Below are 17,882 nucleotides of genomic sequence, written 5' to 3'. Positions count from 1 at the left end.
GCTAGCGGCCCGCGCGCCCCGCGCTCACCGCAGGCGTTGCAGCCGGACCGTCAACCCGTCCACGGGCACGGGCAGCGACACGTAGTCCCACTTGATGCGGTATCCCTCGGGCACCGACCAGCGGTACGTGCGCAGCATTTCGTGCATCAGGAGCTTCACCTCGTTGTTCCCGAAGTGCATCCCGATGCACTTGTGCGCCCCGCCGCCGAAGGGCATCCACGCGAACCGGTGCGACTTGTCCTCCCGCCTGCCCTCCGCGAACCGCTCGGGGTCGAACGCCCGCGGGTTCGTCCAGTGGTCCGGCGAGTAGTGGTTGGTGTTCGGCGAGACGCTGCACATCGTGCCTGCCGGGATGTAGTGGCCCAGCACCTCCGTGTCCTTCACCGTCTTGCGCGGCAGCGACGGCACCGGCGCCGTCAGCCGCAGCGCCTCCTTGATCACCAGGTCCAGCGTGGTCAGCTTCTCCAGCGCCTCGAGATCCGGCAGCTCGTCACCCAGCGCCAGCGACTCCTCGCGCGCCCGTTCCTGCCACGAAGGGTGCTTCGCCAGGTGGTAGGCGACCGCGGAACTGGTGATCGTCGCCGTGTCGTGGGCCGCCATCATCAGGAAGATCATGTGGTTCACCACGTCGTCGTCGGTGAACTCGGCCCCGTCGTCGCCGCGCGCGTGGCACAGCGCCGAGAACAGGTCCGCGCCCTCGCTGCGCCGCTTCGACGGCAGCTTCTCCGCGAAGTACCGCTCCAGCACCCGCCGCCCGTGCAGGCCCGCCGCCCACCGGCCGCCCGGCACCGGCACCCGCACCAGCGCCGTCGCCGCCCGGACCGTGCCCACGAACGCCCGGTTGATCGCGTCGGCGTCCGCGCCCGGCGGCATGTCCATGAACACCCGCGACGCGACGTCCAGCGTGAGCCGCTTCAGCAGCCAGTACAACCGTGGCCGGTCGGCGCCAGCCCACGCCGCCACACCGGAGCGCAGGACCGGCGCCGCCTGCCGCATGTAGCCGGCGAGCTTGTCCCGCGTGAACGCCTCCTGCATGATCCGCCGGTGCAGGTGGTGCTCCTCGAAGTCCAGCAGCATCAGCCCGCGGTGGAAGAACCGCTCGATGAAGAACTGCCAGCCCTCCTGCGAGAACGCCTTGTCCTTGTTCACCAGCGCGGTCTGGGTGGCGTCCGGGCCGGCCAGCACGACGATCCGCTGCCCGAACGCCCCCATCCACGACACCGGCCCGTACTTCTCGAAGCGGTGCAGCGCGAAGTCCAGCCCGAACCGCATCGACTCGATGGCGTGCCCGACGATCGGCGCCCCCGCGTCACCCACGACCGGGGACAGCCCGCTGCCCGCGGGTGGGGTGGCGAGCTCCCGCACCGGCCACCGCTGGTCCATCAGGCGGCGGTCGACGGCCCGGGGGAGGGGGATGGCGGTCAGGGGTGGAACACGTTCCCGGAACGCCCTGACGACGGCACTGGTCACGATCGCGCCTCCTTGCGACAACACGTGTGATCACACCGTCCCGCACCACCCCCCGCCCCGGCAAGGGTGAAATTTAGCGAGCGCTCAGTCCCAGGCGAGCGACCCGCCCGTCTGGTACTCGGTCACCCGCGTCTCGAAGAAGTTCTTCTCCTTGCGCAGGTCCATCGCCTCCGACATCCACGGGAACGGGTTCTCGTTCTCGCCGAAGATCGGGGCCAGCCCGAGCTGCTGGGCGCGCCGGTCGGTGATGAAGCGCAGGTACTGCTCGCACAGCGCCGCCGACAGCCCGAGCATCCCGCGCGGCATCGTGTCCCGCGCGTAGGCGACCTCCAGCTCGCACGCCTCGGTGAGCATCTGCCGCACCTCGGCCTGGAACTCCGGCGACCACAGCTGCGGGTTCTCGATCTTGATCTGGTTGATGCAGTCGATGCCGAAGTTCAGGTGGATCGACTCGTCGCGCAGGATGTACTGGAACTGCTCGGCGATCCCCACCATCTTGTTGCGCCGCCCCAGCGACAGGATCTGCGCGAACCCGGTGTAGAACCACATGCCCTCGAACACCACGTAGAACGCCACCAGGTCACGCAGGAAATCCTGGTCGGCGGCCGCCGTGCCGGTGGCGAAGTCCGGGTTCTCCAGGTTCCGCGTGTACTTCAGCGCCCACGCGTCCTTGTCGGTGATCGACGGGACCTCGCGGTAGGCGTTGAACAGCTCGCCCTCGTCCAGGCCGAGGCTTTCGCAGATGTACTGGAAGGTGTGCGTGTGCACGGCCTCCTCGAACGCCTGGCGCAGCAGGTACTGGCGGCACTCCGGGTTGGTGATCTGCCGGTACACCGCCAGCACCAGGTTGTTCGCCACCAGCGACTCGGCCGTGGCGAAGAACCCGAGGTTGCGCTTGACCATGCGCCGCTCGTCCTCGGTCAGCCCGTCCGGCGACTTCCACAGCGCGATGTCGGCCTGCATCGCCACCTCGGTCGGCATCCAGTGGTTCGAGCAGCCGGCCAGGTACTTCTCCCACGCCCAGTGGTACTTCAGCGGCAGGAGCTGGTTGACGTCGGCGCGGGCGTTGATCATCGCCTTGTCGTCGACGCTCACCCGGTCGGCGCCGCGGCTGATCGCGCCCAGCCCGGTCGCGTCGGTTTCGGTGGTCTTCACTGGCAGGCCTCGCAGTCGGGGTCGTCGATCCGGCAGGCGGCGAACTCGGGCTCCGGCGCGGGCACCGCGGCAGGCACCGCCGCGGGCACCGCGTTGAGCTTGCCGTCCGTGCCGCGCAGCGTGCTCTTCTCCACGCTCGTGGCGGCCTTGGCACGCAGGTAGTAGGTCGTCTTCAGGCCCTTGTGCCACGCGTACCGGTACAGCTCGTCGAGCTTGCGGCCGCTCGGCGCGGCGATGTAGAGGTTGAGCGACTGGGCCTGGTCGATCCACTTCTGCCGGCGCGACGCCGCGTCCACCAGCCAGCGGCTGTCGATCTCGAACGCGGTCGCGTAGAGCCGCTTCAGGTCCGCGGGCACCCGGTCGATCTGCGCCAGGCTGCCGTCGAAGTACTTCAGGTCGGCCACCATCGCCTCGTCCCACAGCCCGCGCTCCTTCAGCGCCGCGACCAGGTGCGGGTTGACCACGGTGAAGTCGCCGGACATGTTCGACTTGACGTAGAGGTTCTGGAACAGCGGCTCGATCGACTGCCCGACCCCGCAGATGTTGGAGATCGTCGCGGTCGGCGCGATCGCCATCACGTTGGAGTTGCGCATCCCGCCGCGCACCACCTCGCGCAGCGCGTCCCAGTCCAGAGTGGACGACGAGTCGACCTCCAGCGCGTCACCCTGGCGCGCCTCGGCCAGCAGCCGCAGCGAGTCCAGCGGCAGCACGCCCTGGCTCCACAGCGAGCCCTCGAACGTCTCGTAGGCGCCCCGCTCCCGGGCGAGCTGCGCGGACGCCGCGATCGCGTGGTAGCTCAGGTGCTCCATGCTGCGGTCGGCGAACTCCACCGCCTCCGGGCTGTCCACCGGCAGGCCGAGCGTGAACAACGCGTCCTGGTAGCCCATCAGCCCCAGCCCGACCGGGCGGTGCCGCAGGTTGGACCGGCGCGCCTCCGGGATCGTGTAGAAGTTGATGTCCACGACGTTGTCCAGCATCCGCACCGCGGTGCGCACGGTGCGCTCCAGCTTCGCGGTGTCCAGGCCGCCGTCGCTGACGTGGCGGGCCAGGTTGACCGAGCCGAGGTTGCACACCGCCACCTCGTCGGCGCTGGTGTTCAGCGTGATCTCGGTGCACAGGTTGGACGAGTGCACCACGCCCGCGTGCTGCTGCGGCGAGCGCAGGTTGCACGGGTCCTTGAAGGTGATCCACGGGTGCCCGGTCTCGAACAGCATGGTCAGCATGCGCCGCCACAGCTCGACCGCCCGCACCCGGCGGAACACGCGGATCTCGCCGCGGTCGGCCGCGGCCTCGTACTCGCGGTAGCGCTGGGCGAACGCGTTGCCGTAGAGGTCGTGCAGGTCCGGGGTCTCGTCGGGGGAGAACAGCGTCCACTGCGCGTCGGCCTCGACGCGGCGCAGGAACTCGTCGGGCACCCAGTTGGCGGTGTTCATGTCGTGGGTGCGGCGCCGGTCGTCGCCGGTGTTCTTGCGCAGGTCGAGGAACTCCTCGACGTCGATGTGCCAGGTCTCCAGGTACGCGCACGCCGCGCCCTTGCGCTTGCCGCCCTGGTTGACCGCCACCGCGGTGTCGTTGGCGATCTTCAGGAACGGCACCACGCCCTGGGACGTGCCGTTGGTGCCCTTGATGTGGGCGCCCAGGCCGCGCACCGGCGTCCAGTCGTTGCCCAGCCCGCCGGAGTACTTCGCCAGCAGCGCGTTGTTCTTGTAGGACTGGAAGATCGCGTCCAGGCTGTCCTCGACCGTGGTCAGGAAGCACGACGACAGCTGTGCCCGGGTGGTGCCGGAGTTGAACAGCGTCGGCGTGGAGGCCATGAAGTCGAAGCTGGACAGCAGGTCGTAGAACTCCACGGCGCGGGCCTCGCGGTCGTCCTCGCGCAGGGCCAGGCCCATCGCCACCCGCAGGAAGAACGCCTGCGGCAGCTCGAACCGGGTGCCCTGCTCGTGCAGGAAGTACCGGTCGTAGAGGGTCTGCAGGCCGAGGAAGCCGAAGTCCAGGTCGCGCTCCGGGCGGATCGCGGCGGTGACCTTGTCCAGGTCGAAGCGGGCCAGTTCCGGGTCCACCAGCTCCAGCTCGATCGCGTGGCGCAGGTAGTCGCGGAAGTAGGCGGGGTAGTCCAGCTCGGCCTGCGACGCCTGGCGCGGCTCGCCCGCGAGGTGGCTCAGCGCCTCGCCGCGCAGCTTGTCCAGCAGCAGGCGGGCGGTGACGGCGGAGTAGTTCGGCTCCCGCTCGACCAGCGTGCGGGCGGCCATGATCAGCGCCAGGGCCAGCTCGTCGGCGCCGATCCCGTCGTAGAGGTTGCGCTCGGCCTCGGCCAGCACCGGCTCGGCCGCGACGTCCGCGATCCCGGCGACGGCCTCGCCGACGACGCGGGCGATGCGCTCGCGGTCCAGCGGGCGCAGCTCGCCGTCCGGGTGCGTGACCCGGATCGCCGCTGGTGGCGGCGTGGTTTCGCGGGCCTTGGCGTGCTCCTCGCGGTAGAGCACGTAGGCGCGGGCGACCTTGTGGTGGCCACCGCGCATCAGCGCCAGCTCCACCAGGTCCTGGATCTGCTCCAGGTGCACGGCGTCACCGGTGGCGTGGCGGCGCAGCGAGGCCTCGACCTGCGCGGTCAGTTCGGCCACGACGTGGTGGATCCGCGACGACGCGGCGGCCCCGTCGCCCTCGGCCGCGAGGAAGGCCTTGGTCAGCGCGACGGAGATCCGGCTCGCGTCGAACGGCGACGCCTCGCCGTCCCGGCGGATCACCCGCAGCGTGGCTGCCGGCGCCGGGGAGGTTTCCACAGACATGCATCACTCCGTTTTCGGGCGCGTTTCATCGGCACACCGGCCTGGGTGCCGGCGTGCTGGGGGTGGGCACGACTCGTACCGGACGGGCCCGCGCTCGCTTCCCCAGCCGTCGGACCCTGCCGGTGATCGAAGACTACATCTTGGGGTCGCTCTGTCCAGCCACCCCAAGATGCGGGCGTGTCGGCGTGGCGTGCTAGCCAAAACAATCAAGCGCGCTTGATTTTTCCGCGGGGTGGTGCCAGGCTCGGCGCGAGACGTGCGCGAGGAGGCGGATGGCGTGGCGGACCCCGGACCGATCCTGCGGGACCTGGCCGACGAGAGCCGGGAGCTCGACGACCTGGTGAGCGAGGCGAGGTGGTCGACCCCGACCCCGGCGAAGGGCTGGACGATCGCGCACCAGATCGCGCACCTGGCGTGGACCGACGCCAAGTCGCTGATCGCGGTGCGCACGCCGGACGAGTTCCCGGCCGAAGTGCAGCGGGCGCTGGCCGCGGGCGACGACTTCGTCGATCAGGGCGCGCGGGAACTGGCCGCGAAACCACGTGACGAACTGCTGGCGATGTGGCGGTCCGGGCGCGAAGAACTGGCCCGCGAACTGGCGCGCGTGCCGGACGGGCAGAAGCTGCCGTGGTACGGGCCGCCGATGAGCGCCGCGTCCATGGCGACCGCGCGGCTGATGGAGACCTGGGCGCACGCGCAGGACGTGTACGACGCGATCGGCCTGCGCCGCGAGCCCACACGGCGGCTGTGGCAGATCGCGCGATTCGGCGTGCGCACCCGGAACTTCGCGTTCTCGGTGCACGGGCTCGCGCCGCCCGCCGAGGAGTTCCGCGTCGAGCTGTCCGGTGTGGACGGTGAAGAGTGGACGTTCGGCCCGGCGGACGCGGCGCAGCGCGTCACCGGGTCCGCGCTCGGGTTCTGCCTCGTCGTCACGCAGCGGCGGCACCCGGCTGACACCGACGTCGTCGCCATCGGTCCGGACGCCGAGAAGTGGCTGGAGATCGCGCAGGCCTTCGCCGGGCCGCCCGGCGCGGGCCGGAAGGCAGGGCAGTTCGCATGAGCGACGTGCTGCGCATCGGCAACGCCTCCGGGTTCTACGGCGATCGGTTCTCCGCCGTGCGCGAGATGCTCACCGGCGGCCCGCTGGACGTCCTGACCGGGGACTACCTCGCCGAGCTGACCATGCTGATCCTCGGCCGCGACCGGCTCAAGGACCCCGGCCGCGGCTACGCGAAGACCTTCCTGCGCCAGATGGCGGAGAACCTCGCGCTGGCCAAGGAGAACGGCGTCAAGATCGTCACCAACGCGGGCGGCCTCAACCCGGCCGGACTGGCCGCTGCGATCCGCGAGCTGGCCGCGGAGCTGGGCCTGGACATCGCCGTGGCCCACGTCGAGGGCGACGACCTGCTGTCCAGAGTGGACGATTTGGGGCTCGGCAAACCGCTGACCGCCAACGCCTACCTCGGCGCGTGGGGCATCGCCGCGTGCCTGGAGCGCGGGGCGGACGTCGTCGTCACCGGCCGCGTCACCGACGCCTCGCTGGTCGTCGGCCCGGCCGCCGCGCACTTCGGGTGGGCGCGCGACGACTACGACGCCCTCGCCGGCGCGGTCGCCGCCGGGCACGTCATCGAATGCGGCGCCCAGGCCACCGGCGGCAACTACGCGTTCTTCACCGAACACGACACCGGCACCCCCGGCTTCCCGATTGCCGAGATTTCCGCCGACGGCTCCAGCGTGATCACCAAGCACCCGGGCACCGGGGGAGCGGTGACCGCGGGCACCGTCACCGCTCAGCTGCTGTACGAGATCGCCGGCGCCCGCTACGCCGGGCCGGACGTCACCGCGCGGTTCGACACGCTGACCCTGACCGAGGACGGCCCGGACCGGGTGCGCATCTCCGGCACCCGCGGCGAGGCGCCGCCGCCGACGCTCAAGGTCTGCCTGAACACCCTCGGCGGCTTCCGCAACGAGACCACGTTCGTGCTGACCGGACTGGACATCGAGGCCAAGGCGGCGCTGGTGCGCGACCAGCTCGAAGGCGCGCTGAAGGACCGGCCGCCCGCCGAGATCCGCTGGACACTGGCCCGCACCGACCACGAGGACGCCGACACCGAGCAGCGCGCCAGCGCGTTGCTGCACTGCGCGGTCAAGGACGCCGACCCGAAGGTGGCCGGGCGCGCGTTCAGCGGCGCGGCGATCGAACTGGCCCTGGCCAGCTACCCCGGCTTCCACGTCACCGCGCCGCCCTCGGACGCCTCGCCCTACGGCGTCTACACCGCGGCCTTCGTGGACGCCGCCGAGGTGCCGCACGTGGCCGTGCTGCCGGACGGGTCCCGGGTGGACATCGCCCCCGCCACCGACACCCTGCCGCTGTCCGAAGTGGACGAGCCGGAGCTACCCGAACCACTGCCCGACGGGCCGGCCCGGCGCGTGCCGCTGGGCACGATCGTCGGCGCCCGCAGCGGCGACAAGGGCGGCGACGCCAACCTCGGCGTGTGGGCGCGCTCGGACGACGCGTGGCGCTGGCTCGCGCACCACCTGACCGTCGAGGAGTTCCAGCGGCTGCTGCCGGAGACCGCGGACCTCACCGTCCGCCGGTACGCGCTGCCCAACCTGCGTGCGCTCAACTTCGTCGTCGAAGGACTGCTCGGCCAGGGCGTCGCGGCGCAGGCCCGGTTCGACCCGCAGGCCAAGGCGCTCGGCGAGTGGCTGCGTGCCCGCCACGCCGACATCCCGGAGGTGCTGCTGTGACCGACCCGTTCGCCACGCCCGAGCGGACCGCGCTGCGCAAGACCGTGCGCCGGTTCGTGGAGGCCGAGGTGCTGCCGCACCTGGACGAGTGGGAGCGCGCCGGCGAGCTGCCGCGCGACCTGCACCGCAAGGCAGGCGAGATCGGCCTGCTCGGGGTGTCGTTCCCGGAGAGCGCGGGCGGCGGTGGCGGCGACTTCCTGGACGCCATGACCATCACCGAGGAAATCCTCTACGCGGGCGGCTCGGGCGGGCTGATCGCGTCGCTGTTCACCAACGGCATCGCGCTGCCGCACATCGTCACCGCGGGCGATCCCGAGCAGATCGAGCGCTGGGTGCGGCCGACCATCGAGGGCCGTCTCATCGGGTCGCTGGCGATCACCGAGCCCGACGGCGGCTCCGACGTCGCCGGCATCCGCACCACCGCCCGGCGCGACGGCGACCACTACGTCGTCAACGGCGCCAAGACCTACATCACCTCCGGCACCCGCGCCGACTTCGTGACCACCGCGGTGCGCACCGGCGGCCCGGGCGCCCACGGCGTGTCGCTGCTGGTGATCGAGCGGGACACGCCGGGGTTCACGGTCAGCCGCAAGCTGGAGAAGATGGGCTGGCACTGCTCGGACACCGCGGAGTTGTCCTTCGCGGACGCCCGGGTGCCCGCGAAGAACCTGGTCGGCGAGGAGAACACCGGGTTCATCCAGATCGCGACCCACTTCGTCACCGAGCGGCTCTCGCTCGCGGTGCAGGGCTACGCGACCGCCCAGCGCGCACTCGACCTCACGCTGGAGTGGTGCCGGCTGCGGGAGACGTTCGGACGTCCGCTGATCTCCCGGCAGCTGGTGCAGCACAAGCTCGTGGACATGGCCCGGCGGATCGACCTCGCCCGCGTCTACACGCGGCACGTCGCGCAGCGATTCGTCGCCGGGGAAGAGGTCATCGCGGAGGCCTGCTTCGCGAAGAACACCGCGGTCGAGACGGCCGAGTGGGTGGTCAACGAGGCGGTCCAGCTGCACGGCGGCCTCGGCTACCTGCGGGAATCCGAAGTGGAACGGCACTACCGCGATGTCCGCATCCTCGGCATCGGCGGCGGCACCAACGAGATCCTGGCGGGTCTCGCGGCGAAACGATTGGGGTACACGGCTTGAGCGTGATCCGGTCCGGAGTGGACACAGGGAGCGCGGATTTCGCGGCCAACCGGGAGGCGATGGCGGCCAAGCTCGCCGAACTCGAGGCCGAGCACGCGAAGGCGATCGCGGGCGGCGGCGAGAAGTACGTGGCGCGCCACCGCAAGCGCGGCAAGCTGCTCGCGCGCGAGCGGATCGAGCTGCTGATCGACGAGGACTCCCCGTTCCTCGAACTGTCACCGCTGGCCGCCTGGGGCACCGACTACACCGTCGGCGGCAGCGTGGTCAGCGGCATCGGCGTCGTGGAGGGCGTCGAGTGCATGATCGTCGCCAACGACCCGACCGTGAAGGGCGGCGCGAGCAACCCGGCGACGCTGAAGAAGAGCCTGCGGGCGGCCGAGATCGCGGCGGAGAACCGGCTGCCGACGATCAACCTGGTCGAGTCCGGCGGCGCGGACCTGCCCACCCAGAAGGAGATCTTCATCCCGGGCGGCCGCACCTTCCGCAACCTGACGAACTCCTCGGCCGAGCGCATCCCGACGATCGCGCTGGTGTTCGGCAACTCCACCGCGGGCGGCGCCTACCTGCCCGGCATGTCCGACTACGTGGTGATGGTCAAGGAACGCGCGAAGGTGTTCCTCGGCGGCCCGCCGCTGGTCAAGATGGCTACGGGGGAGGAGTCCGACGACGAGTCGCTGGGCGGCGCGGAGATGCACGCGCGCACCTCGGGGCTGGCCGACTACCTCGCGCACGACGAGCAGGACGCGATCCGCATCGGCCGCAGCATCGTCAAGCGGCTCAACTGGCACAAGCGGGGGCCGTCCCCGAAACCGGACTACGACGAGCCGCTGCTGGACGCCGAGGACCTGCTCGGCATCGTGCCCGCGGACCTGAAGGTCCCGTTCGACCCGCGCGAGGTGATCGCCCGCGTCGTCGACGGCTCCGACTTCGACGAGTTCAAACCGCTCTATGGCACCAGCCTCGTCACTGGCTGGGCGAGCCTGCACGGCTACCCGGTCGGCATCCTCGCCAACGCGCAGGGCGTGCTGTTCAGCGAGGAGTCGCAGAAGGCGACGCAGTTCATCCAGCTCGCCAACCAGACCGACACGCCGCTGCTGTTCCTGCACAACACCACCGGCTACATGGTCGGCAAGGAGTACGAGCAGGGCGGCATCATCAAGCACGGCGCGATGATGATCAACGCGGTGTCCAACTCGAAGGTCCCGCACCTGTCCGTGCTGATGGGCGCGTCCTACGGCGCCGGGCACTACGGCATGTGCGGGCGGGCGTACGGGCCGCGGTTCCTGTTCGCCTGGCCCAGCGCGAAGTCCGCGGTGATGGGGCCGGCGCAGCTGGCCGGGGTGCTGTCGATCGTGGCCCGCCAGGCCGCGGCCGGGCGCGGCCAGCCCTACGACGAGGACGCCGACGCCGCGATGCGCGCGATGGTCGAGCAGCAGATCGAGGCCGAGTCGCTGCCGATGTTCCTGTCCGGCATGCTCTACGACGACGGCATCATCGACCCGCGGGACACCCGCACCGTGCTCGGGCTGTGCCTGTCCGCCATCCACAATGGACCGATCAGGGGCGCCGAGGGCTTCGGCGTCTTCCGGATGTGAGTGACGTGATCGACAACGTTCTGGTCGCCAACCGCGGGGAGATCGCCCGCCGCGTGTTCCGCACCTGCTCGGCGCTGGGGATCGCCCGGACGGCCGTGTTCTCCGACGCCGACGCCGCCTCACCGCACGTCGCCGAGGCGGACGCGGCGGTCCGGCTGCCCGGCAACACACCTTCGGAGACCTACCTGCGCGCGGACCTGCTGGTCGAGGCCGCGCGCTCGGCGGGCGCGGACGCCGTCCACCCCGGCTACGGGTTCCTGTCCGAGAACGCCGCGTTCGCGCGGGCGGTGATCGACGCCGGGCTGACCTGGATCGGCCCACCGCCGTCCGCGATCGAGACCATGGGCTCCAAAGTGGAGTCCAAGCGCCTGATGGACGCCGCCGGGGTCCCGGTGCTGTCCGAACTGGACCCGTCCGCGGTGACCGAGGACGATCTTCCCGTGCTGGTCAAGGCATCCGCCGGTGGCGGCGGCCGCGGCATGCGGGTCGTGCGGTCGCTGCGCGAGCTGGCCGAGGCGGTGGCGAGCGCGAGCGCGGAAGCCGCGTCGGCGTTCGGCGACCCGACGGTGTTCTGCGAGCGGTACCTGGAGACCGGGCGGCACATCGAGGTGCAGGTGCTCGCCGACACCCACGGCACGGTGTGGGCGCTGGGGGAGCGGGAGTGCTCGATCCAGCGGCGGCACCAGAAGGTCGTCGAGGAGGCGCCTTCCCCGCTGGTCGACGACGCCATGCGGGCCGAGCTGTTCGACGCCGCGCGCAAAGCCGCGAAGGCGATCGACTACGTCGGCGCGGGCACCGTCGAGTTCCTCGCCACAGACGACGGGCGGTTCTACTTCCTGGAGATGAACACCCGCCTGCAGGTCGAGCACCCGGTCACCGAATGCGTCACCGGCCTGGACCTGGTGGCGCTGCAGATCCGGATCGCCGAGGGCGAGCGGCTGCCCGCCGAGCCGCCCGCGTCGCGGGGGCACGCGATCGAGGTGCGGCTGTACGCCGAAGACCCGGCCGCCGGGTGGCAGCCGCAGAGCGGCACGCTGCACCGGTTCGAGATCCCGGACGTGGACACCGAGTTCACCCTCGGCGGCGAGGCCGGGCTGCGGCTGGACGCGGGCGTGGTGGACGGCTCGGTGGTGGGCGTGCACTACGACCCGATGCTCGCCAAGGTGATCGCGTGGGCGCCGACGCGTGCCGAAGCGGCCCGGCGGCTGGCGCGGGCACTGTCCGGTGCCCGGATCCACGGGTTGCGCACCAACCGCGACCTGCTGGTCAACGTGCTGCGGCACGAGGAGTTCCTGGCCGGCAAGACGGACACCGCGTTCCTGGACCGGCACGGGCTGGACGTCCTGTCCCGGCCCGTCGCGGACGCCGCGGGTGTGCGGTGGTCGGCGACCGCGGCGGCGCTGGCCGAGGCCGCGGCCAACCGGGCGTCGGCGCGGACCCTCGGCAGGCTGCCCGCCGGGTGGCGCAACGTGGTTTCCGCTCCGCTGCGCAAGCGCTACCTCGCCGGGGACACCGAAGTCGAGGTCGCCTACCGCCCCGGGCTTCGGCTGGACGACGCGGAGGTCGTCGAGGCCACCACGGACCGGGTGGTGCTCGACGCCGACGGCGTCCGGCGCGTGTTCCGCGTCGGCCGGTACCCCGGCCTGGTGTGCGTCGACTCCGCGCTCGGGGCCGTCGACCTCGTCCCGGTGCCGCGGTTCACCGACCCGGACGCCGCGCTGGCCGCGGGGTCGCTGGTCGCGCCGATGCCGGGCACCGTGCTGCGGATCGCCGCCGCGGTCGGGGACACCGTCGCCGCCGGCGACCCCCTGATGTGGCTGGAAGCCATGAAGATGGAACACCGGATCACCGCGCCGGCCGACGGCGAAGTCACCGACCTGCCCGTGTCGGTGGGGCAGCAGGTCGAACCGGGGACCGTTCTCGCCGTCGTCACGCCGAAGGAGCAAGCATGAGTTTCGTCGAGTCCGAAGAGCGGATCGCGCTGCGCAAGGCGGTCGGCGACCTGGCCCGCGCCTACGGGCACGAGTACTACGTGAAGGTCGCCCGCAGCGGCGGCCACACCAGCGACCTGTGGAACGAGGCCGGGCGACTGGGCTACCTCGGCGTGTCGGTGCCCGAGGAGTACGGCGGCGGTGGCGCCGGGATCGGCGACCTCGCCGCGGTGTGCGAGGAGTTCTGCGCCGCGGGCACGCCGATGCTGCTGATGGTGGTGTCCCCGGCGATCTGCGCCACTGTGATCGCCCGGTACGGCACTGACGAGCAGAAGCGCTCCTGGCTGCCCCGGTTCGCCACCGGCGAGGTGCGGATGTCCTTCGCCATCACCGAACCCGACGCGGGGTCCAATTCGCACCGTCTCAAGACGACGGCCCGGCGGGACGGCGCCGACTGGATCCTCAACGGGCGCAAGGTGTTCATCTCCGGCGTCGACGAGGCCGACGCGGTGCTCGTCGTCGGCCGCACCGAGGACGCCAAGACCGGCAAGCTCAAGCCCGCCCTGTTCATCGTGCCCACCGGCACGCCCGGGTTCGAGTACAAGCAGATCGACATGGACCTCGTCTCGGCCGACAAGCAGTTCGGCCTGTTCCTCGACGACGTCCGGCTGCCCGCCGAGGCGCTCGTCGGGTCCGAGGACGCGGCGCTGGCGCAGCTGTTCGCCGGGCTCAACCCGGAGCGGATCATGGGCGCGTCGTTCTCCATCGGCATCGCCCGGTACGCGCTGGACAAGGGTGTGGCGTACGCGAAGGAGCGCAGTGTGTGGGGCGCGCCGATCGGCACCCACCAGGGCATCGCGCACCCGCTGGCGCAGGTCAAGATCGAGCTCGAGCTGGCCAAGCTGATGACCCAGAAGGCCGCCGCGCTGTACGACTCGGGCGACGACTTCGGGGCGGGCGAGGCCGCGAACATGGCCAAGTACGCCGGCGCCGAGGTCGCGATCAAGGCGGTCGACCAGGCGATCCAGACCCACGGCGGCAACGGCATGGCGTCCGAATACGGGCTGGGTACGCTGCTCGGGGCCGTCCGCGTCGGCCGGATCGCCCCGGTCAGCCGCGAGATGGTCCTCAACTTCGTCGCCCAGCACTCCCTGGGCCTCCCGAAGTCGTACTGAAAGATGGAAGAGAACAGCGTGCGTAGCGGTGCTGGAAGAGAACAGCGTGCGTAGCGGTGCGGGTGGCGGAACCTCAGCTGCCCCCTCGCTGTGGGATCGCCGACTCATGAATGTCCAATTCACCACGTCGGCGCTGTCCTCGCGAGAGGACAGCTGAGAACCGGCGGCGGTGCCAGCTGCCTGCCTGCAAGAACCCTCGAAAGGAACCCGCTGTGCCGGAGCCCCGCCAGGAGCGCAGCCGGACCACTCGTCGCAAGCTCATCGAGGCAGCCGTGGACTGCATCGGCGAGGTCGGGTGGGCCGGCACCACCGTCGCGCTCATCGCGCAGCGCGCCGGGGTCTCGCGCGGGGCCGCCCAGCACCACTTCCCGACGCGGGAGGACCTGGTCACGGCCGCGGTCGAGTACGTCGGCGAGGTGCAGATCGCCGAGATGCGCCGCGGCGCCGAGGGGCTGCCGTCCGGGCGGTCCCGCATCGAACCGGTCGTCGACATGCTGCTCAACCTCTACACCGGCCCCATGTTCCGCGCCGCGCTGCACCTGTGGGTGGCGGCGTCCAGCGACGAGTCGTTGCGGACGGTGCTGGTGCCGTTGCAGGCCAAGGTCGGCCGGGAGGCGCACCGGCTCGCGGTCGACCTGCTCGGGGTGGACGAGGCGCAGCCGGGGGTGCGGGAGCTGGTGCAGTCGACCCTGGACCTGGCACGCGGGCTGGGCCTGGCGAACCTCCTCGCCGACGACACCTCCCGGCGGCGCCGGATCATCCGCCAATGGGCCCGGGTCCTCGGCCCAGCCCTGCCCGAGCCGGAAGTCACCGCGGTGGGTGGTTGACGGCGTGTCGCGGGACCGGTCGTTAACACTAATGGACCAGTGTGCGATAACAGAGGCAACAGCAGGTGACGACGCAAGGGGGTAGATCCCGGTGTCCGGTACAGGTGAAGAGTTGTCCCATCGGGCGATGGCGATGCTGCGAGCGGTGGCCCAGGGCCGCGCCGTGATGTCGTCGAGCGTCGAACCGGACCTTTTCATCGACGGAGTCGCCTGCTGCGACCAGATGGCCGCGCACGCCCTCGCCCACGGCGGCTACATCCGCCCGGACGGCGACGGGGAGCGCTTGGTGCCCGCGGTGCTCACCGAGGCAGGCCGGGCCGTGCTGGCGCCCGCCGTCGGCCACGTCGCCTGACCCGAGCCACGAGTGAGCGCCGCCGGGGCGCCTTGGTGCGCTCCGGCGGCTCAGCACCGTCGCCGTTCAGCGCCCAGTCGTGCGTGATCGGCGCGGTGGTCAATCCGCGGTCAGCAGCTTCCCGAGCAGCGCCGCGAGCTGATCGCGTTCCCGCGCGGACAACGCCGCGAACGTCCGGTCCAGGAACCCGGGCGTCGCCGCCTCGGCCTGCTCCAGCGCCTCGCGCCCGGCGGGGGTGATCGTCACCGCGTACGCCCGCCGGTCCCGCGGATCCCGCTCCCGCCGGACGTAGCCGGCCTTCTCCAGGTCGTCGGCGATGCCGACCATCACGCTGCGGTCGATCCGCAGCTCCTCGCTCAGCACCTGCTGCGAACACGGCCCCGCCGCCGCGAGCATCTTCAGCACCAGGTGCTGCCCGACCCCCAGCCCCTGCTCGCCCGCGGCCTTCTCCGCCGCCCGGGCAACCGACGCCGACGCCCGGCACAGCGCGATGTCGAGCCGTTCCGCCGCGAGCCGCGGGAAGTAGGACTCCTCTGATCTGGCCGCCACGACGCGGAGACTACCACGAATCGTCTGCTCGCCAATTGTTTGACAGCAGATCAATCGCAACCGTATGGTCGCAAACAATCTGCTTACAGATGATCTGGGAGACGCCGATGACGCTCGATCTGACCGCCGACGAGGTCCTGTCCACCACTCGCGCCGTGCGCAAGCGCCTCGACTTCACCCGGCCCGTGCCGCGGCGCCTCATCGAGGAGTGCGTCGACCTCGCCACCCAGGCCCCGACCGGACGCAACCGCCAGCGCTGGCACTTCCTGGTCGTCACCGGGAAGGCCGAGCGCGCCGCGGTGGCCGGCATCTTCCGGCGCGCGGTCCAGCTGGCGAGCGGGCGGCCGCTCACCGACAAGGATCTGCGCCGCATGACTGCCCATCCCGGGTCGATGCGGCGCATCGGCGAGGGCGCCCAGTACCTCTACGACAACATCCACCGGGTGCCGGCCTTCGTGATCCCGGCCGTCGAGGGCCGCACCGACCACGCGCCGGTGCTGGACCAGGCGATGACGTGGGGCTCGATCCTGCCCGCCGTCTGGAGCTTCATGCTCGCCGCGCGCAACCGCGGCCTCGGAACGGTCTGGACCACCGCGCACGCGCCGCTGGAGAAGGAACTCGCCGCCACCCTCGGCGTGCCGCACGACGAGGTCATGCTGGCCGCGCTCGTGCCGCTCGCCTTCACCCTCGGCACCGAATTCCGGCCCGCGCCGCGCATCGACCGGCGCGAGGTCCTGCACTGGGACCGCTGGTGAGCCTCAGCTCCGCGCCCAGCGGCGCCCCACCACCGCGTACAACGCGGCCGCCAGCGCGAACCCGACGAAGCACGTCACGTCGCCCACCTCCGGCACCGCCCGCGGCACCGGGCCGGCGTACAGCGTCTGGTTCGCGAACAAGCCGATCGACGCCACCGCCGCCACCAGGAACGACACCAGCCCCTGCCAGCCCCACCGCCCGGTGTCCGGCAGCAGGCCCGCCAGCCCGCCCTGCCCGCGCCGCATCAGCTGGTCGGCGAACACCACGCCCAGCCACGGGCTCACCCAGTACGCGATCACCAGCAGGAAGTGCTCGTAGGCCGTCCCCGCGTCGGCGAGCCCGAGCCACGCCAGCACGAACCCGACGACCCCGAACGCGACCGCCACCACCGCCCGCCGCCACGCGAGCGGCAGCTCCACGCCCAGCGTGAGGAACGCGAGCGCTCCGGAGTAGACGTTCAGCGCGTTCGCGGCCACCGCCCCGAGCGCGATCGCCAGCAACGTCAGCGCGGACAACCACCCCGGCATGTGCCCGGTGAACGCCGCCGTCGGGCTGCCGTCCCCGCCGCCCAACGTGGCCGACGCCGCACCCGTCGCCATCAGCACTGTCGTCGACAGGAACAGGCCGCCGCCCGCGGCCCAGCCGACCGCCCGGCTGCTCACCGACTCCGGCAGGTACCGCGTGTAGTCCGCCGCGTAGGGGTTCCAGCCCGCGGTGTACCCGAACGCCGCCCCGACCGTCAGCAGGAACCCGCCCAGCCCGCCGGTCCCGCCGACCGCGCCCGGCGACGCCTGCGTGAACGTGACCACCGCCCCGATCGCGAACACCACCGCCAGCACCCCGAAGATCCAGCGCTCGTAGGCCTGCACCAGGTTGTGCCCGAAGAACGCGATCCCGATCTGCAGCACCACCACGATCACCAGGCACAGCAGCACCGGCATCCCGGTCAGCGTGTTCAGCGCGAACGCCCCGCTGACGCTGTTGACCGCGAACCAGCCGATCCCCGCGGTCACGGACATCAACGCGGCAGGGACCGCGTTGCCGCGGTAGCCGAACGCCAGCCGGCTCAACACCATCTGCGGCACCCCGAACCGCGGCCCGCGCGCCGACAGCACGCCGTGCGACACCGCGCCCAGCCCGTTGCCGATCGCCACCGCGATCACCGCCTGCGCGAAGCTCAGCCCGAACGCCGACACCGCCAGCACACCGACGAAGATCGTGGCGAACTCCAGGTTGGGCGAGGCCCAGGTCCAGAACAGCTGCCGCGGCCTGCCGTGCCGCTCCGCCGCGGGCACCGGCTCGACACCGCCCGGTTCGACCGCGACGACTTTTTCGCCGTATTCGCCCGTTTTTCGCCCTGTCGTGGTCGCCATGGCAGCACCGTAGG

14 protein-coding genes are annotated in these 17,882 nt (G+C 71.4%); 9 read left to right on the top strand and 5 right to left on the bottom strand.

Going from position 1 to position 17,882, the window contains the following annotated elements; all coding sequences use genetic code 11:
* Nucleotides 1–24 precede the first annotated feature (24 nt).
* The 3 genes from AMY39116_RS0302695 to AMY39116_RS0302685 form a co-directional block, all read right to left on the bottom strand.
* Entirely contained in the window at nt 25–1,470 is a 1,446-nt protein-coding gene (locus tag AMY39116_RS0302695; RefSeq protein WP_020416180.1) for a cytochrome P450, read from the bottom strand.
* A gap of 84 nt (nt 1,471–1,554) precedes the next feature.
* On the bottom strand, nt 1,555–2,625 hold the full coding sequence (locus tag AMY39116_RS0302690; protein ID WP_020416179.1) for a ribonucleotide-diphosphate reductase subunit beta: 1,071 nt from the start codon (nt 2,623–2,625) through the stop codon (nt 1,555–1,557).
* Nucleotides 2,622–5,414: a ribonucleoside-diphosphate reductase subunit alpha gene (locus AMY39116_RS0302685; protein ID WP_084505995.1), complete on the bottom strand. Its 2,793-nt coding sequence runs from the start codon at nt 5,412–5,414 to the stop codon at nt 2,622–2,624. Before AMY39116_RS0302685 ends, AMY39116_RS0302690 begins: the two co-directional genes overlap by 4 nt.
* A gap of 277 nt (nt 5,415–5,691) precedes the next feature.
* Between AMY39116_RS0302685 and AMY39116_RS0302680 the strand changes: the two genes are divergently transcribed.
* The 8 genes from AMY39116_RS0302680 (at nt 5,692) to AMY39116_RS0302645 (ending at nt 15,190) form a co-directional block, all read left to right on the top strand.
* Nucleotides 5,692–6,474, top strand: coding sequence for a TIGR03084 family metal-binding protein (locus AMY39116_RS0302680; RefSeq protein ID WP_020416177.1), 783 nt, complete (start codon nt 5,692–5,694; stop codon nt 6,472–6,474).
* The gene (locus AMY39116_RS0302675; RefSeq protein ID WP_020416176.1) at nt 6,471–8,165 is read left to right on the top strand and encodes an acyclic terpene utilization AtuA family protein; all 1,695 of its coding nucleotides are present in this window, start codon (nt 6,471–6,473) and stop codon (nt 8,163–8,165) included. The genes AMY39116_RS0302680 and AMY39116_RS0302675 overlap by 4 nt, the downstream gene beginning before the upstream one ends.
* Nucleotides 8,162–9,310 carry an acyl-CoA dehydrogenase family protein gene (locus AMY39116_RS0302670; RefSeq protein ID WP_020416175.1) on the top strand — a complete coding sequence of 383 codons (1,149 nt, stop codon included), beginning with the start codon at nt 8,162–8,164 and terminating at the stop codon, nt 9,308–9,310. Before AMY39116_RS0302675 ends, AMY39116_RS0302670 begins: the two co-directional genes overlap by 4 nt.
* Entirely contained in the window at nt 9,307–10,905 is a 1,599-nt protein-coding gene (locus AMY39116_RS0302665; RefSeq protein WP_027935568.1) for an acyl-CoA carboxylase subunit beta, read from the top strand. Before AMY39116_RS0302670 ends, AMY39116_RS0302665 begins: the two co-directional genes overlap by 4 nt.
* 5 nt (nt 10,906–10,910) lie before the next feature.
* The gene (locus tag AMY39116_RS0302660; RefSeq protein ID WP_027935567.1) at nt 10,911–12,857 is read left to right on the top strand and encodes a biotin carboxylase N-terminal domain-containing protein; all 1,947 of its coding nucleotides are present in this window, start codon (nt 10,911–10,913) and stop codon (nt 12,855–12,857) included.
* A complete protein-coding gene (locus AMY39116_RS0302655; protein WP_020416172.1) occupies nt 12,854–14,011 on the top strand; it encodes an acyl-CoA dehydrogenase family protein in 1,158 nt (385 codons plus the stop codon). The genes AMY39116_RS0302660 and AMY39116_RS0302655 overlap by 4 nt, the downstream gene beginning before the upstream one ends.
* 212 nt (nt 14,012–14,223) lie before the next feature.
* Nucleotides 14,224–14,838 carry a TetR/AcrR family transcriptional regulator gene (locus tag AMY39116_RS0302650; RefSeq protein WP_020416171.1) on the top strand — a complete coding sequence of 205 codons (615 nt, stop codon included), beginning with the start codon at nt 14,224–14,226 and terminating at the stop codon, nt 14,836–14,838.
* A 127-nt stretch (nt 14,839–14,965) separates the two neighbouring features.
* Nucleotides 14,966–15,190: a hypothetical protein gene (locus AMY39116_RS0302645; protein ID WP_017982967.1), complete on the top strand. Its 225-nt coding sequence runs from the start codon at nt 14,966–14,968 to the stop codon at nt 15,188–15,190.
* A 99-nt stretch (nt 15,191–15,289) separates the two neighbouring features.
* On the opposite strand, the gene AMY39116_RS0302640 is transcribed toward AMY39116_RS0302645, so the two are convergent.
* Nucleotides 15,290–15,739: a MarR family winged helix-turn-helix transcriptional regulator gene (locus tag AMY39116_RS0302640; protein ID WP_020416170.1), complete on the bottom strand. Its 450-nt coding sequence runs from the start codon at nt 15,737–15,739 to the stop codon at nt 15,290–15,292.
* 107 nt (nt 15,740–15,846) lie between these two features.
* On the opposite strand from AMY39116_RS0302640, the gene AMY39116_RS0302635 reads away from it, so the two are divergent.
* Entirely contained in the window at nt 15,847–16,494 is a 648-nt protein-coding gene (locus AMY39116_RS0302635; protein ID WP_027935566.1) for a nitroreductase family protein, read from the top strand.
* 3 nt (nt 16,495–16,497) lie between these two features.
* Here the strand turns inward: AMY39116_RS0302635 and AMY39116_RS0302630 are convergent, their stop codons facing one another.
* Nucleotides 16,498–17,868, bottom strand: a complete 1,371-nt coding sequence (locus AMY39116_RS0302630) for a cytosine permease (protein ID WP_020416168.1) — start codon at nt 17,866–17,868, stop codon at nt 16,498–16,500.
* Between the last annotated feature and the right edge of the window lie 14 nt (nt 17,869–17,882).

The organism is Amycolatopsis sp. ATCC 39116 (assembly GCF_000231075.2).
Taxonomy (GTDB): Bacteria; Actinomycetota; Actinomycetes; order Mycobacteriales; family Pseudonocardiaceae; genus Amycolatopsis_E; species Amycolatopsis_E tucumanensis.
Note: the sequence above shows the minus strand (reverse complement) of the source record. Positions and strands in the feature narration are given on the sequence as shown.